The sequence below is a fragment of the Enterobacter sp. E1 genome (assembly GCF_016809815.1).
Lineage (GTDB): Bacteria > Pseudomonadota > Gammaproteobacteria > Enterobacterales > Enterobacteriaceae > Enterobacter > Enterobacter adelaidei.
This window is the reverse complement of record NZ_JAFBJM010000002.1, coordinates 122,758-139,112: the sequence shown is the minus strand read 5'-3', so window position 1 is coordinate 139,112 and position 16,355 is coordinate 122,758. Positions and strand designations below refer to the sequence as shown.

Below are 16,355 nucleotides of genomic sequence, written 5' to 3'. Positions count from 1 at the left end.
GGAACAACGATGACGAATCTAAAAAAACGCGAGCGAGCGAGAACGAATGCATCGTTAATCTCTATGGTGCAGCGTTTTTCTGATATCACCATCATGGTCGGTGGATTATGGGCGGTGTGTCGGATCGGCGGGCTACCGTTCTTATACATGCATCTGCTGATGGCATTGATTGCGCTGGTTGTGTTTCAGATGATCGGCGGGATGACGGATTTCTACCGCTCGTGGCGCGGTGTGAAAATGACCACCGAACTGATGCTGCTGCTGCAGAACTGGACCTTAAGCCTGATCTTCAGCGCGGGTCTGGTGGCGTTTAGCCATGATTTCGATAATCGCCTCGTGACCTATCTGTGCTGGTATCTGCTCACCAGCGTTGGCATGGTGGTGTGCCGTTCCCTGATCCGTTTTGGCGCGGGCTGGCTGCGTAACCGGGGTTATAACCGTCGCTTTGTCGCCGTGGCCGGTGATTTGCCGGTGGGGCAGGTGCTGCTCGACAGCTTCCGCAAAGAGCCGTGGTTAGGTTTTGAAGTGGTCGGGATTTATCACGAACCTAAGCCTGGCGGCGTGCCTGCGGGCTGGGCCGGCAATTATGACCAGCTTATCGACGATGCGAAAGCCGGCAAAATTCACAACGTCTACATTGCCATGCAGATGAAAGACGAATCCCGCATTAAGAAACTGATGCGTGAACTGGCGGACACCACCTGTTCGGTGATCCTGATCCCGGACGTCTTTACCTTCAACATTCTTCACTCCCGTATTGAAGAGGTGAACGGTGTGCCGGTCGTACCGCTGTACGACACGCCGCTGTCGGGTATTAACCGCGTGCTAAAGCGCCTGGAAGATATCGTGCTCTCTTCGCTGATTTTGCTGCTGATCTCTCCGGTGCTGTGCTGCATCGCGCTGGCAGTCAAGCTGAGCTCTCCGGGGCCGGTCATCTTCCGCCAGACCCGCTACGGTATGGACGGTAAGCCGATCATGGTGTGGAAATTCCGCTCCATGAAGGTGATGGAGAATGACAAGGTGGTGACGCAGGCAACGCAGAACGATCCGCGCGTCACCCGCGTGGGTAACTTCCTGCGCCGTACCTCTCTTGATGAGCTGCCGCAGTTTATCAATGTGTTCACCGGTGGAATGTCGATTGTTGGCCCGCGTCCGCATGCGGTGGCGCATAACGAACAGTACCGCTCGCTGATTGAAGGTTACATGCTGCGCCATAAAGTGAAGCCAGGCATTACCGGCTGGGCGCAGATCAACGGCTGGCGCGGAGAAACCGACACGCTGGAAAAAATGGAAAAACGCGTTGAGTTTGACCTGGAGTACATCCGCGAATGGAGTCTCTGGTTCGATATCAAGATCGTCTTTCTGACCATCTTCAAAGGTTTCGTGAACAAAGCGGCGTACTAAGATGAGCTTACGTGAAAAAACCATCAGCGGCGCCAAGTGGTCAGCGATGGCGACCATCGTCATTATTGGCCTCGGCCTGGTGCAGATGACCGTTCTGGCGCGCATTATTGATAATCACCAGTTCGGTCTGCTGACCGTCTCGCTGGTGATTATCGCCCTGGCCGATACGCTGTCTGACTTTGGTATCGCCAACTCGATTATCCAGCGCAAAGAAATCAGCCATCTTGAACTGACCACGCTCTACTGGCTGAACGTGGGGCTGGGGATTTTCGTGTTTGTGCTGGTGTTCCTGCTGAGCGACACCATCGCCAGCGTGCTGCATAACCCGGATCTCGCCCCGCTGATGCGTACGCTGTCGTTTGCCTTTGTGGTGATCCCGCACGGGCAGCAGTTCCGCGCGCTGATGCAAAAAGAGCTGGAGTTCAACAAGATCGGCATGATCGAGACCAGCGCCGTACTGGCGGGCTTTACCTTCACCGTGGTGAGCGCCCATTTCTGGCCGCTGGCGATGACCGCCATTCTGGGGTATCTGGTTAACTCTGCCGTACGTACGCTGCTGTTCGGTTATTTTGGCCGCAAGATCTACCGTCCGGGGTTGCATTTCTCTCTCGCTTCCGTTTCGTCCAACCTGCGCTTTGGCGCATGGCTGACGGCGGACAGCATCATTAACTATGTGAACACCAACCTCTCGACGCTGGTGCTGGCGCGTATTCTCGGCGCGAGCGTAGCAGGCGGCTACAACCTGGCCTACAACGTCGCGGTCGTTCCTCCGATGAAGCTGAACCCGATTATTACCCGCGTGCTGTTCCCGGCGTTCGCCAAGATCCAGGATGACACCGAGAAGCTGCGCGTCAACTTCTACAAGCTGCTTTCCGTGGTGGGAATTATTAACTTCCCGGTGCTGCTGGGGCTGATGGTGGTATCCAGCAACTTCGTGCCGCTGGTGTTTGGCGAGAAGTGGAACGGCATCATCCCGATCCTGCAGCTGCTGTGCGTGGTGGGGCTGCTGCGCTCCGTAGGGAACCCGATTGGGTCCCTGCTGATGGCAAAAGCGCGCGTGGACATCAGCTTTAAGTTCAACGTGTTCAAAACCTTCCTGTTTATCCCGGCGATTATCGTCGGCGGGCATATGGCGGGCGCCATTGGCGTCACGCTGGGCTTCCTGCTGGTGCAGATCGTCAATACCGTTCTGAGCTACTTCATCATGATCAAGCCGGTGCTGGGCTCCAGCTACCGTCAGTACATCCTGAGCCTGTGGCTGCCGTTCTATCTCTCATTGCCAACCCTGGCGGTGAGCTACGGTCTGGGTGTGCTCCTCAATGGTCATCTGCCGCTGGCCGCGCTGCTGGCGGTGCAGGTAGTGGCGGGTGTGCTGGCATTCGGCGTGATGATTGTGCTTTCACGCAATGCGCTGGTGGTAGAGATGAAGCGCCAGTTTTGCCGTAACGAAAAAATGAAAACGCTGCTTCGCGCAGGCTAGTTATTTAAGAGGCCATTATGAAATTATTAATTCTTGGCAACCATACCTGCGGCAACCGTGGCGACAGCGCCATCCTGCGCGGTTTACTGGATGCGATTAACACCCTTAAGCCTGAGACCGAAGTGGATGTGATGAGCCGTTATCCGGTGAGTTCATCCTGGCTACTGAACCGCCCGGTAATGGGTGACCCGCTTTACAGCCAGATGAAACAGCATAACAACGCCGCGGGCGTGATGGGGCGCGTGAAGAAAGTCCTGCGCCGTCGCTACCAGCATCAGGTGCTGCTTTCCCGCGTGACCGATACCGGCAAGCTGCGCAACATCGCTATCGCGCAGGGCTTTACCGATTTCGTGCGTCTGCTGTCGGGTTATGACGCCATTATCCAGGTTGGCGGCTCGTTCTTCGTCGATCTCTATGGCGTGCCGCAGTTTGAGCATGCGCTGTGTACGTTCATGGCGAAAAAGCCGCTGTTTATGATTGGTCACAGCGTCGGGCCCTTCCAGGACCCGCAGTTTAACCAGCTGGCAAACTATGTCTTCGGCCACTGCGATGCCCTGATCCTGCGTGAGTCAGTCAGCCTCGAGATGATGAAGCGCAGCGAGATCGACACCTCAAAAGTTGAGCACGGTGTGGACACGGCCTGGCTGGTGGATCACCAGGACGACAGCTTCCAGCCAAGCTACGCCGTTCAGCACTGGCTGGATGTGGCGGCAAAACAGAAGACGGTCGCCATTACCCTGCGTGAGCTCGCTCCTTTCGATAAACGTTTAGGCACGACGCAGGCAGCGTATGAAAAAGCTTTCGCCGACGTGGTGAACCGCGTGCTGGACAGCGGTTATCAGGTGCTGGCGCTCTCCACCTGTACCGGTATCGACAGTTACAACAAAGATGATCGCATGGTGGCGCTGAATCTGCGCAGCCTGGTTAATGACCCGTCCCGCTATCACGTGGTGATGGATGAACTGAACGATCTTGAGATGGGCAAGCTGCTTTCTGCCTGTGATCTGACGGTAGGTACCCGCCTGCACTCGGCGATTATCTCCATGAACTTCGGTACGCCAGCCATTGCCATTAACTATGAGCACAAGTCTGCCGGGATTATGCAGCAGCTTGGAATGCCGGAAATGGCCGTGGATATTCGTCATCTGCTGGATGGTTCGCTCGGTGCGATGGTGGGGGATACCCTGGGTCAGTTACCTGCCATCAACGAACGCCTGGCCGTGGCGGTGAAAGCCGAACGTGAAAAGGGGATCGGGATGGTGAAATCGGTGCTTGACCGCGTCCGGGAGGGGAAATGAAGGTTGGTTTCTTCTTACTGAAATTTCCGCTGTCGTCTGAAACGTTTGTTCTGAACCAAATCACCGCGTTTATCGATATGGGATATGACGTGGAGATTATCGCCCTGCAAAAGGGCGATACCAAAAACACCCATGCGGCCTATACCCAGTATGGGCTGGAGGCGAAAACCCGCTGGCTGCAGGATGAGCCGTTCGGGAAGCTGAATAAGCTACGCCACCGCGCCAGCCAGACTTTACGTGGATTCCATCGCGCATCGACATGGCGGGCGCTGAATGTTTCCCGCTATGGGTCCGAATCTCGCAATCTGATCCTGTCGGCCATCTGCGGACAAACGGCGCAGCCGTATCGTGCGGATGTGTTTATCGCGCACTTTGGCCCGGCGGGCGTCACCGCCGCGAAGCTGCGCGAACTGGGCGTGATTGACGGTAAAATTGCGACCATTTTCCACGGTATCGACATTTCCAGCCGCGAAGTTTTGAACCACTACACGCCGGAGTATCAGCAGCTTTTCCGACGCGGTGACATGATGCTGCCCATCAGCGACCTGTGGGCCGGACGCCTGAAAAATATGGGCTGTCCGGGGGAGAAAATTACCGTTTCGCGGATGGGCGTTGATTTAACGCGATTTACCCGCCGCCCGGTGAAGGTGCCGGGTAAACCGCTGAAGATCATTTCTGTTGCGCGTTTGACGGAGAAGAAAGGTCTGCATGTGGCTATCGAAGCCTGCCGTCAGCTGAAAGCGCGCGGGGTGGATTTCCACTATCGCATTCTCGGCATTGGACCGTGGGAGCGTCGACTGCGCACGCTGATTGAACAGTATCAACTGGAAGACGTCATCGAGATGCCAGGCTTCAAGCCAAGCCACGAGGTCAAGGCCATGCTTGATGAGGCGGATGTGTTCCTGCTGCCCTCGGTAACGGGCGCTGATGGCGATATGGAAGGTATTCCGGTGGCGCTGATGGAGGCGATGGCCGTCGGTATTCCGGTGGTTTCTACCCTGCACAGCGGGATCCCGGAGCTGATTAAGTCTGACCATTCCGGCTGGCTGGTGCCGGAGAATAATGCTATGGCGCTGGCCGATCGATTAGCGGCATTTAGCGACATCGACCAGCAGGCGCTGGAGCCTGTGCTCCACAATGCCCGACAAAAAGTTGAAACCGATTTTAACCAGCAGGTGATTAATCGCCAGTTAGCGAGCCTGCTGCAAACGCTGTAACGCCGAGGTTGTATGCTGAAAAAGATTACCCGACGCACCTTTGTCTCTTCTCTGTCCGTTCTGGCGGCCACGCCGCTGTTGTCGTCCCGCATTGCGCGGGCGGCAACCGGAAAGACGGTCTCTGTTAATCAGTACAATAACAACGACTGGATTGCCGCCTTTAAGCAGGCGTTTAACGACGGTGATACGGTCGTTGTACCTGCCGGGCTCACCTGCGAAAACATCAATACGGGCATTTTCATTCCCGATGGTAAAACGCTGCTGATCCGCGGGGCATTAACCGGCAACGGCCGCGGCCGCTTTGTGTTGCAGGAAGGCAGCAAAGTGATCGGTGAAGGCGGGGGGCGTACAGAGAATATCACCCTGGACATTCGCGGCTCTGACTGCGTGATTAAAGGGCTGGCGATGAGCGGTTTTGGTCCTGTGGCGCAGATTTACATCGGCGGCAAGAAACCGAGCGTGATGCGCAATTTGTTGATTGATAACATCAGCGTCAGTCAGGCCAACTACGCCATCTTGCGCCAGGGTTTCCATAATCAGGTGGACGGTGCCCGAATCACCAACAGCAAATTTAGCCACCTGCAGGGCGATGCGATCGAGTGGAACGTGGCCATCAATGACCGCAATATCCTGATTTCCGACCATGTCATCGACAACATTAACTGCACTAACGGCAAGATCAACTGGGGCATCGGCATTGGCCTTGCCGGGAGCACTTATGATAATGACTATCCGGAAAAACAAACCGTCAAGAACTTCGTGGTGGCAAACATCACGGGCAGCAACTGTCGTCAGCTAGTGCACGTTGAAAACGGAAAACATTTTGTTATCCGCAATATTAAGGCCAAAAACATAACCCCTGACTTCAGTAAAAAGGCGGGAATAGACAACGCCACCGTCGCTATTTATGGTTGTGATAATTTCATTATTGATAATGTCGATATGGTCAATAGTGCCGGTATGTTAATCGGTTACGGGGTGATAAAAGGCGATTATTTGTCCATTCCGCAGAACTTCAAACTCAACAATATTCGTCTGGATAATCGGCAGCTGGCGTATAAGCTGCGCGGAGTACAAATTTCATCCGGTAACGCGACGTCTTTTGTGGCGATTACCAACGTTGAGATGCAGCGTGCTACCCTTGAGTTGCACAACAAACCGCAACATCTCTTTTTACGTAATATCAATGTGATGCAGGAAGCTTCCGTGGGGCCTGCCCTGAAGATTAATTTCGACCTGCGTAAAGATGTACGTGGTAAGTTTATGGCCAAAGACGAGACGCTGCTGTCGCTGGCGAACATCAAAGCCGTTAATGAGAAGGGACAAAGCTCGGTGGATATTGACCGGGTGGATCAGCAGGTTGTGAATGTGGAAAGGCTTAATTTTGCGCTTCCGCACAGATAATAGACAATCGTCGGTTTTGGGACTATTCCTGGCATAAAAGCGTGATCGAATCAGATTACAACTACAGAAATTTGTGGGGCTAAGGCGTAACATTGCCTGAGGATTACGGCAAAACATGCTGGCGAAAACAGGTTTAAGAGCTATAATTCGTCAACCATTTTAAGGTGGAAGAAATAATGATTAATTTGAAAGCAGTCATTCCGGTAGCAGGCTTGGGCATGTATATGCTGCCAGCCACAAAAGCCATTCCTAAAGAGATGCTGCCGATCGTCGACAAGCCTATGATTCAGTACATTGTCGACGAGATTGTTGCTGCAGGGATCAAAGAAATCGTCCTGGTTACCCACTCGTCCAAGAATGCGGTAGAAAACCACTTCGACACCTCTTACGAACTCGAAGCGTTGCTTGAGCAGCGCGTCAAACGCCAGCTGCTGGCGGAAGTACAGTCTATTTGTCCGCCGGGCGTGACCATCATGAACGTGCGCCAGGCGCAGCCGCTGGGTCTGGGTCACTCTATTCTGTGTGCTCGTCCGGTTGTGGGTGACAATCCGTTTATCGTTGTGCTTCCGGACATTATTATCGATACCGCTTCTGCCGATCCGCTGCGTTACAACCTGGCGGCAATGGTGGCACGTTTCAATGAAACGGGCCGTAGCCAGGTGCTGGCAAAACGCATGAAGGGCGACCTCTCCGAGTACTCCGTTATTCAGACGAAAGAGCCGCTGGAGACGGAAGGGCAGGTGAGCCGCATCGTTGAATTCATCGAAAAACCGGATCAGCCACAGACCCTGGATTCCGACCTGATGGCGGTTGGCCGTTACGTACTGAACGCTGATATCTGGGCGGAACTGGAAAAAACCGAGCCAGGCGCCTGGGATCGTATTCAGCTGACCGACGCGATTGCTGAGCTGGCGAAAAAACAGTCTGTTGACGCGATGCTGATGACCGGCGACAGCTATGACTGCGGGAAGAAAATGGGGTATATGCAGGCGTTCGTGAACTATGGGCTGCGCAACCTGAAGGAAGGGGCGAAGTTCAGAAGCCGGATTGAGAAGTTGCTGGCGAACGACTGATATTTTTTAGACGATTTGTATAAGCGGCAGTCATCATTCAGGTATGTGAGAACATGTCTAAATGGTGACCGCCGTTTTTTGTTATTATTCATACTGATAACACAGAGTTATCTGATTCAAATCTCGACAGATTTGTAACGATTTGTGCTTGTTTCCAGGGGCATTTAGGACGACAATTAACGCCAGTTTTTTGTCTGTATTCAGACCAGAAAATTCATTTCTGCAAATTCAATCAGTGCACTGGTAGCTGTTAAGCCAGGGGCGGTAGCGTGCCTGGCATTCGGAATTGAATATAGAACGAACTGTCGTGGTCTGTACAGTTTCTCGCGATTAAGTACTTCTCGCGGGAAGAAAATATCAGATTGAGCAGATAGGGGATATCAATGAAAGTATTGGTGACGGGCGGGACCGGGTTTCTGGGTACTGCTTTAGTCCGGACGTTGAAATCATCAGGACATGAGGTGATATTAACAACGCGCAAGCAGGAGAACACTGAACAGGGAATTTACAACCTGGGTGATATCTCAGCCGATACCAACTGGGTAAATATCCTTCAGGGATGTAACACTGTCATTCATACCGCAGGAAGGGCACATATTCTTAATGATGATGCACAGAATGCATTAGCGGAATTTCGTCGGATTAATCATGACGCGACCATGAAATTAGCTACAGATGCCGCGACCAGTGGGGTTAAGCATTTTATTTTCGTAAGCTCGATAGGTGTTAATGGTAACACCACATCGGGAATCCCTTTTACTGAAGCGTCGGAGCCCCGGCCTACCTCTGATTACGCTATTTCCAAGTTCGAAGCTGAGCAGAGCCTGCTTAAAAAGTTTGCAGGGAGTGATATGGCGATCACGATTGTCCGTCCGGCATTAATTTGTGGTGAAAATGCTCCAGGTAATATACAGCGTCTTTTAAAACTGGTTTCGAAGAACCTGCCGTTGCCATTTAAAAACGTCAGGAACAAGCGGGCACTTGTGTCGCTAGATAATGTCGTCAGCTTTATCAATGAATGCGTAGTTAATGAAAAATCAAAAAATCAGCTCTATCTGCTTGCAGATGCAGAACGACCTTCAACTGAAGATATGGTTAATGCCTTTGCTTCAGGTATGAACATTAACTCGAAAGTTATCTATTTCCCAACGGTCATCCTTAAAATATTGTTATCCGCTGTGGGTAAAGGCGGAATTTATGAACAGTTATTTGGCGATTTGGAAGTTGATGCCACCAAATCTCGGGAACATTTAAGTTGGATGCCCCCGATAGCACTTCATGAAACAATGAAAAAAACGGCGAAATATTATATCGAAGGTAATAAATAATGGTGGATTTGGGAATTGTGATATTCGCGTTTTTAGTATCGTGCGCGCTGACATGGGGGTTACGCGGTTATGCCATTAAGCATAATGTTATCGACCGTCCGAACCAGCGAAGTTCGCATTCTGTGCCGACGCCGCGAGGTGGCGGGGTAGCTATCGTCCTGACGTTCCTGATCGCTTTAGTAGGATTTTATTTTAGCCACACGCTTACGTTGGACGGATTCCTGGGGTTATTTATTCCAGGTGTAGTTGTTGCCATCATCGGTTTCCTTGACGATCATGGTCATATCGCGGCTCGCTGGCGTCTATTGATGCATTTCCTGGCAGCGGCAATTGGTATCTATTTCTTAGGTTCCTTCCCTGTAATTACGCTCTTTGGTTTTGATCTTTCCTTATCCTGGATTGGCATGATTCTGGGCTGTGTTTATCTGGTCTGGATGCTGAACTTATATAATTTCATGGATGGGATTAATGGCTTAGCCAGTGCTGAGGCAATCACGTTTGCCGCATGCAGTGCAATGTTAATTGTTGTCAACCAGTACACGAACGCGGCTGGAAGTATTTATCCGCTGACGCTTGCCCTGATCGGTGCCGCTGCCGGTTTTATTGTCTGGAATTTCCCGGTAGCGAAAATATTCATGGGCGATGCGGGGAGTGGTTTTCTTGGAATAACCATTGGACTGATGATCCTCCATATCGCGCAAGCAGACACGCATTTCTTTTTTGCGGAATTATGTTTGCTGGGCGTATTTATTGTCGATGCTACAACAACTTTAATGAGAAGGCTCGTTGCGGGTAAAAAGGTCTACGAAGCACATGCCAGCCATAGCTACCAAATCCTCGCCAGAAAATATGGCAGTCACGTTCCGGTGACAATGATGGCGATTGCTGTCAATCTGCTGTGGCTTTTCCCTATTGCCTTTCTTATTGCCTCAGCCAAAATTGATGGTGTTGTGGGACTGATTGTTGCATGGCTCCCGCTTTTCGTTGTTGCATTCAAATGCGGTGCAGGCGTAAAAGACAAAGAGAGCAACGTTAATGCATGACTTAATGATTTTAGGTGCAGGTGGTCATGGACGTACGCTTTGCGAGATGGCGAAACTTCTGGGATATGAGGATATCGTTTTCCTTGACGATAATACGTCACCCTTCTATGACACTAACAAACTCATAATCGGGAAAATTTCCGAACTAACGTCGCATATCAACAAGGCTAAAAGCATAGCTATTGGCATTGGGAATAATAAAGTCAGGGAACAGCTCTTTGGGCAACTTACCAGTTTAGGTATTCACCCCGAAATACTTATACATCCCTTTGCATATGTTAGCCCATCGGCGACGATTGCTGATGGTTCTGTCGTATTAGCAGGAGCAGTGGTGGGTGCCAATGCGAAATTAGGTGCTGGAACAATTGTAAATAGCCATTCGACGGTAGATCATGATTCCATTCTAGGTGATTTTGCCCAATTAGGGGTAGGCGTTCATCTTGCAGGAAACGCTGTTATTGGTAAGTCAGCGTTTCTGCAGGCGGGAACAGTAGGTGGTTATAATGCAAAAGTAGACGATTACTCAGTGTGTCCTGCTGGTACTATTTTATAAACTGAATGCAAGCTTTAATGAGGCGACCAGTTTTTAGTATGCTAAATTATTTAATATCTTTACCCAGACCGATAAAACGCATTATTACACTTTCAATAGATGTTGTACTTCTCTTATGCGCATTTTGGTTTGCATTTTGGGTACGCATTGATTCAATGACTCCAATATATAGTACGGAGCATTGGTTGTTTATCTTCTCAATAATTATTATCACTCTGGCAATATTTGTTAAGCTAGGGTTGTATCGAGCCGTTATTCGTTATATTACTGCAAAAATACTGCTAGTAGTTACAGTAGGGATGGTTATATCATCCATTTTGCTCATTATTGCGGCGTTTTATACCAATCTCTATTTACCGAGAACGATTCCATTCATTTATTTTTCGTTCGGCTTACTGCTCATTGCCGGATCGCGTCTTGGTATGAGGATGTTGGTTAATCGTGGATTAAATTTGGGCACTCGGGTGGTGATTTATGGTGCTGGTGCATCTGGCCGTCAACTGCTGCCGGCGCTAAGCCAGATGGACGAATATTATCCTGTAGCATTTGTTGATGATAACCGTGCCCTGCAAGGGCAGGTGATTCATGGCGTTAGCGTTTTCGCGCCGGAAAAACTGCCATGGCTGGTTGAGAAATACGAAGCGAAGAAAATTCTGCTTGCCATGCCAAGCGCCAGTAGAACCAGAAAGAACGAAGTCATTAAAACACTGGAAGGTTTGCCGTGCGAGGTACTCTCCATTCCAGGAATAATCGATCTTGTGGAGGGCAAGGCTCGTATTGATTCCTTGCGCAAAGTCGTTATTACAGACCTACTGGGGCGCGATCCTGTCTCTCCCATTCCGGAATTGATATCCCGTAATATTAATGGGAAAACAGTTATGGTTACTGGGGCAGGAGGGTCCATTGGCTCTGAACTATGCCGACAGATAATTAAAAATAAGCCGAAACAGCTTATTTTGTTCGAACTGTCTGAGTTCTCACTGTATTCCATCGATTCAGAGCTGCGTAATCTGAATCTTAGTCAAGAATTTAAGGTTAAAATTTATCCAATCCTCGGCAACGTACAGGATAAAGAGCATCTTGAAAGGTTAATCAAAGCATTCAACGTCGACACGATTTATCATGCGGCGGCCTACAAGCATGTTCCACTTGTCGAGTTCAACGTTCTTGATGGAGTCCGCAATAATATCTTCGGTACGCTGAGTTGCGCTCAGGCTGCAGCGCGTTGTGGTGTAGAGAACTTTGTTTTAATTTCAACCGATAAAGCCGTACGGCCTACCAATACTATGGGGGCGACCAAACGAATGGCGGAGCTAGTGCTGCAAGCCCTGGCGAAGGAATCCAGCAAAACCTGCTTCAGTATGGTTCGCTTCGGCAACGTATTGGGTTCGTCAGGTTCGGTTGTGCCGTTGTTTGAAAAACAAATTGCAGCGGGTGGTCCTGTAACTCTGACCCATGAAGATATCACTCGTTATTTTATGACTATTCCTGAAGCGGCACAGTTGGTAATTCAGGCTGGAGCTATGGGCACGGGCGGTGACGTTTTTGTGTTGGATATGGGAGAACCCGTTAAGATCCTCGAGCTTGCGCACCGCATGATTATGTTGCAAGGGCTAACCGTTCGTGATGATAAAAACCCCTATGGTGACATTGCGATAAAAACGACGGGTCTGCGACCCGGTGAGAAACTGTATGAAGAGTTGCTTATCGGCGACAATGTATCTGTAACCAAGCACCCGCGTATCAGGACTGCTAACGAAGTGATGTTGCCGTGGACTGAGATGAGCATTATTCTCCACGAACTCGACAATGCCTGCCGTGAGTTCGATTACGAGCGTGTGCGTGAGATACTCTTGCAGGCACCTGCAGCGTTCAATCCAACTGATGGTATCTGCGATTTACTCTGGAATGAAAAGTTAAGTTAAAATTGCAGAATATCATTTTCTCCGCCCTGGATGAGTGTCGAAAGATACCAGGGCTGCGTCATGTAATAGATTGTTTTTTAAACATTAAGAGCGAAATAAACGTGAAAATTCTGGTCACCGGTGGAGCAGGCTTTATTGGGTCTGCAGTGGTACGACACATTATAAATGATACGCAAGACTCTGTTATTAACGTCGATAAACTGACTTACGCAGGAAATCTTGAATCGCTGGCTGATGTCTCGCACAGCGATCGCTATCATTTTGAACATGCCGATATCTGCGACAATGACGCTATGGCGCGTATTTTTGCAGAGCACCAGCCGGATGCTGTGATGCATCTGGCCGCCGAGAGCCACGTTGATCGCTCAATTACCGGCCCGGCGGCTTTTATCGAGACTAATATTGTTGGCACTTATGTTCTGCTTGAAGCAAGCCGCAAGTATTGGTCTGAGTTAAGTGCTGATAAAAAGGCGTCATTCCGTTTCCACCATATCTCAACAGATGAAGTTTATGGCGATCTTCCGCACCCGGATGAAGTTGCAAAGGGCTCTGAACTACCGCTGTTTACTGAAAAAACCGCCTATGCGCCAAGCAGTCCATACTCAGCTTCTAAAGCGTCCAGCGACCATTTGGTCCGTGCCTGGCTGCGCACCTACGGCTTCCCTACTATTGTGACTAACTGTTCTAATAACTACGGTCCTTACCACTTCCCTGAAAAACTTATCCCGCTGGTCATTCTCAATGCGTTGGATGGTAAAGCTCTTCCAGTTTACGGTAAAGGAGACCAAATTCGTGACTGGCTGTACGTGGAAGATCACGCCCGCGCTTTGTATACCGTGGTGACGAAGGGCAAGATTGGCGAAACCTATAACATCGGCGGCCACAATGAAAAGCAAAATCTTGATGTGGTAAATACCATCTGCTCCCTGCTGGATGAAATTGTGCCGAAGGAAGGTTCCTATCGCGACCAGATAACTTATGTGGCTGACCGCCCGGGTCACGACCGCCGCTACGCAATAGATGCAGAGAAAATTGGCAAGGAACTTGGCTGGAAACCTCAGGAAACCTTCGAAAGTGGCATTCGCAAAACCGTAGAATGGTACCTGGCGAACACACAATGGGTAGAAAACGTGAAAAGCGGCAGCTATAAATCCTGGATTGAAGAAAACTATGGAGATCGTGCCTAATGAACATTCTTCTATTCGGTAAAACTGGTCAGGTGGGTTGGGAGCTACAACGTGCTCTTGCGCCGCTGGGTAATTTGATTGCTGTTGATGTTCATTCGCAGGAGTATTGCGGTGATTTCAGTAACCCAGAAGGCATTGCAGAAACTGTGCGCTGTATTAAGCCTGATGTGATCGTTAACGCCGCAGCACACACCGCAGTTGATAAGGCTGAGTCGGAACCAGAATTTGCCCAACTACTGAATGCCACTAGTGTCGAGGCGATTGCTAAAGAAGCCCAGAAATTGGGGGCATGGGTTATTCATTACTCCACTGATTACGTATTCCCAGGAAATGGGGATACACCTTGGCTCGAAACGGACGCCACTGCACCGCTTAATGTGTATGGCGAGACAAAACTGGCTGGTGAAAAAGCGTTACGTGAAAATTGTTCACGCCATTTGATCTTCCGGACTAGCTGGGTTTATGCCGGTAAAGGGAATAATTTTGCACGTACTATGCTGCGATTAGCAAAAGAGCGTTCTGAGCTTTCTGTTATTAACGACCAATTTGGCGCACCTACGGGGGCTGAATTATTAGCAGATTGTACGGCTCATGCTATTCGGGTTGCCCTGAACAAACCTGAGGTGGCAGGAACTTATCATCTGGTTGCCAGCGGTACAACAACCTGGTACGACTATGCCTCGCTGGTATTTGACGAAGCGCGTAAAGCAGGAATTGAACTGGCATTAAACCAGCTTCATGGGGTGCCAACCAGCGCTTACCCTACACCTGCAAAACGTCCGGCAAACTCACGCTTGAATACCTTAAAGTTCCAGCAGAATTTCAACCTGGTACTGCCACAGTGGGATGCGGGGGTTAAGCGTATGTTAACTGAGTGGTTTACAGCAATAGCTATTTAATAATGATCAAGATGCCTGGGAATGGGCATCTCATGAATATAGAGATGATGAAATGAAAACGCGTAAAGGTATAATTCTGGCGGGTGGTTCTGGTACTCGTCTATATCCAGTGACAATGGCTGTTAGTAAACAATTATTGCCTATTTATGATAAGCCGATGATTTACTATCCGCTTACAACGCTGATGCTGGCAGGTATTAGAGATATTTTAATTATTAGTACTCCGCAGGATACACCGCGTTTCGAACAACTACTGGGTGATGGAAGCCAGTGGGGGCTGAATCTACAATACAAAGTTCAGCCAAGCCCGGATGGATTAGCACAGGCTTTTATCATTGGTGAAGAATTCATTGGTAATGATGATTGCGCCCTGGTATTGGGGGATAACATTTTCTATGGTCACGATCTTCCTAAATTGATGGATACTGCCGTCAATAAAGAAAATGGGGCAACAGTCTTTGCCTATCATGTTAACGACCCTGAGCGCTACGGCGTTGTCGAGTTCGATAAAAATGGTACAGCCATCAGCCTGGAAGAAAAACCGCTTGAACCGAAGAGTAATTATGCGGTGACGGGACTCTATTTCTACGATAACAGTGTCGTTGAGATGGCGAAAAATTTGAAACCGTCAGCACGTGGTGAGCTGGAAATCACGGATATCAACCGTATTTACATGGAACAGGGAAAGCTTTCTGTTGCTATGATGGGGCGTGGTTTTGCCTGGCTTGATACAGGAACTCATCAGAGCCTGATTGAAGCGAGTAACTTTATTGCAACCATCGAAGAGCGTCAGGGTCTGAAAGTTGCTTGTCCTGAAGAGATTGCCTACCGCAAAGGGTTTATTGATGCTGAGCAGGTTAAAAAACTTGCAGCGCCTTTATCAAAAAACCAATATGGACAATATTTGTTTAAAATGATTAAAGGTTATTGAGAGATGAATATTATTAACACTAAGATACCTGATGTATTAATCTTCGAGCCAAAAGTATTTGGTGATGATCGTGGTTTCTTCATGGAAAGTTTCAATCAGCGAATTTTCAACGAAGCTGTTGGTAAAGAGGTTAACTTCATTCAGGATAATCACTCTAAATCCAGCAAAAACGTACTTCGTGGTTTGCATTATCAGCTTCAACCCTATGCGCAAGGTAAACTAGTTCGTTGTGTCGTAGGTGAAGTTTTCGATGTTGCTGTCGATATTCGCAAAGACTCAAAATATTATGGGGAATGGGTTGGAGTTCATTTATCTGCCGAAAACAAAAAGCAGTTATGGATTCCTGAGGGGTTTGCTCATGGATTTTTCGTATTGAGTGATACGGCAGAATTTGTCTACAAAACAACTAATTACTATTCCCCTGAACATGAACGTTCAATATTATGGTCAGATAGTGATCTGAATATTGAATGGCCAATCAATCACGATTGTTTACCAAGTTTATCTACCAAAGATCTTGTTGGTAAAGCTTTCAGAGATTCAGATTATTAACTTCTGTTTAGGCCTGTAAATAGCATACAGGCTTTTTTCACATAACTGAGTGTATCATACT

The 16,355-nt window shown here is 49.3% G+C and carries 14 protein-coding genes; all 14 read left to right on the top strand.

Features of this window, described 5'->3' with window-relative positions; all coding sequences use genetic code 11:
• The first annotated feature begins 9 nt into the window (after positions 1–9).
• The 14 genes from wcaJ (at position 10) to rfbC (ending at position 16,294) form a co-directional block, all read left to right on the top strand.
• Positions 10–1,404 carry an undecaprenyl-phosphate glucose phosphotransferase gene (wcaJ, locus tag JGF26_RS06895; protein WP_028018512.1) on the top strand — a complete coding sequence of 465 codons (1,395 nt, stop codon included), beginning with the start codon at positions 10–12 and terminating at the stop codon, positions 1,402–1,404.
• 1 nt (position 1,405) lies between these two features.
• Positions 1,406–2,884: a colanic acid undecaprenyl disphosphate flippase WzxC gene (wzxC, locus tag JGF26_RS06890; protein WP_049008274.1), complete on the top strand. Its 1,479-nt coding sequence runs from the start codon at positions 1,406–1,408 to the stop codon at positions 2,882–2,884.
• 17 nt (positions 2,885–2,901) lie between these two features.
• The gene (gene wcaK / locus JGF26_RS06885; protein WP_134707767.1) at positions 2,902–4,182 is read left to right on the top strand and encodes a colanic acid biosynthesis pyruvyl transferase WcaK; all 1,281 of its coding nucleotides are present in this window, start codon (positions 2,902–2,904) and stop codon (positions 4,180–4,182) included.
• Complete coding sequence (gene wcaL / locus JGF26_RS06880) at positions 4,179–5,399, top strand: colanic acid biosynthesis glycosyltransferase WcaL (protein WP_134707768.1); 1,221 nt, start codon at positions 4,179–4,181, stop codon at positions 5,397–5,399. The genes wcaK and wcaL overlap by 4 nt, the downstream gene beginning before the upstream one ends.
• Positions 5,400–5,411: 12 nt before the next feature.
• Positions 5,412–6,803 carry a colanic acid biosynthesis protein WcaM gene (gene wcaM / locus JGF26_RS06875; protein WP_134707769.1) on the top strand — a complete coding sequence of 464 codons (1,392 nt, stop codon included), beginning with the start codon at positions 5,412–5,414 and terminating at the stop codon, positions 6,801–6,803.
• Between the two features lie 176 nt (positions 6,804–6,979).
• Positions 6,980–7,876, top strand: a complete 897-nt coding sequence (galF, locus tag JGF26_RS06870; protein WP_134707770.1) for a GalU regulator GalF — start codon at positions 6,980–6,982, stop codon at positions 7,874–7,876.
• Positions 7,877–8,259: 383 nt separating this feature from the next.
• The gene (locus tag JGF26_RS06865) at positions 8,260–9,204 is read left to right on the top strand and encodes an NAD-dependent epimerase/dehydratase family protein (RefSeq protein WP_049008280.1); all 945 of its coding nucleotides are present in this window, start codon (positions 8,260–8,262) and stop codon (positions 9,202–9,204) included.
• Positions 9,204–10,247, top strand: a complete 1,044-nt coding sequence (locus JGF26_RS06860) for a glycosyltransferase family 4 protein (protein ID WP_049008282.1) — start codon at positions 9,204–9,206, stop codon at positions 10,245–10,247. Before JGF26_RS06865 ends, JGF26_RS06860 begins: the two co-directional genes overlap by 1 nt.
• Positions 10,240–10,800, top strand: a complete 561-nt coding sequence (locus tag JGF26_RS06855) for a sugar O-acyltransferase (RefSeq protein WP_134707771.1) — start codon at positions 10,240–10,242, stop codon at positions 10,798–10,800. Before JGF26_RS06860 ends, JGF26_RS06855 begins: the two co-directional genes overlap by 8 nt.
• A gap of 38 nt (positions 10,801–10,838) precedes the next feature.
• Positions 10,839–12,725 (top strand): nucleoside-diphosphate sugar epimerase/dehydratase, encoded by a 1,887-nt coding sequence (locus JGF26_RS06850; RefSeq protein WP_134707772.1) that lies wholly within the window; start codon positions 10,839–10,841, stop codon positions 12,723–12,725.
• A gap of 101 nt (positions 12,726–12,826) precedes the next feature.
• A complete protein-coding gene (gene rfbB / locus JGF26_RS06845) occupies positions 12,827–13,912 on the top strand; it encodes a dTDP-glucose 4,6-dehydratase (protein WP_134707773.1) in 1,086 nt (361 codons plus the stop codon).
• A complete protein-coding gene (gene rfbD / locus JGF26_RS06840; protein WP_049008287.1) occupies positions 13,912–14,811 on the top strand; it encodes a dTDP-4-dehydrorhamnose reductase in 900 nt (299 codons plus the stop codon). The genes rfbB and rfbD overlap by 1 nt, the downstream gene beginning before the upstream one ends.
• Positions 14,812–14,863: 52 nt before the next feature.
• Positions 14,864–15,742 carry a glucose-1-phosphate thymidylyltransferase RfbA gene (gene rfbA / locus JGF26_RS06835; RefSeq protein WP_134707774.1) on the top strand — a complete coding sequence of 293 codons (879 nt, stop codon included), beginning with the start codon at positions 14,864–14,866 and terminating at the stop codon, positions 15,740–15,742.
• A 3-nt stretch (positions 15,743–15,745) separates the two neighbouring features.
• Positions 15,746–16,294 carry a dTDP-4-dehydrorhamnose 3,5-epimerase gene (gene rfbC / locus JGF26_RS06830; RefSeq protein ID WP_134707775.1) on the top strand — a complete coding sequence of 183 codons (549 nt, stop codon included), beginning with the start codon at positions 15,746–15,748 and terminating at the stop codon, positions 16,292–16,294.
• Positions 16,295–16,355: the final 61 nt, after the last annotated feature.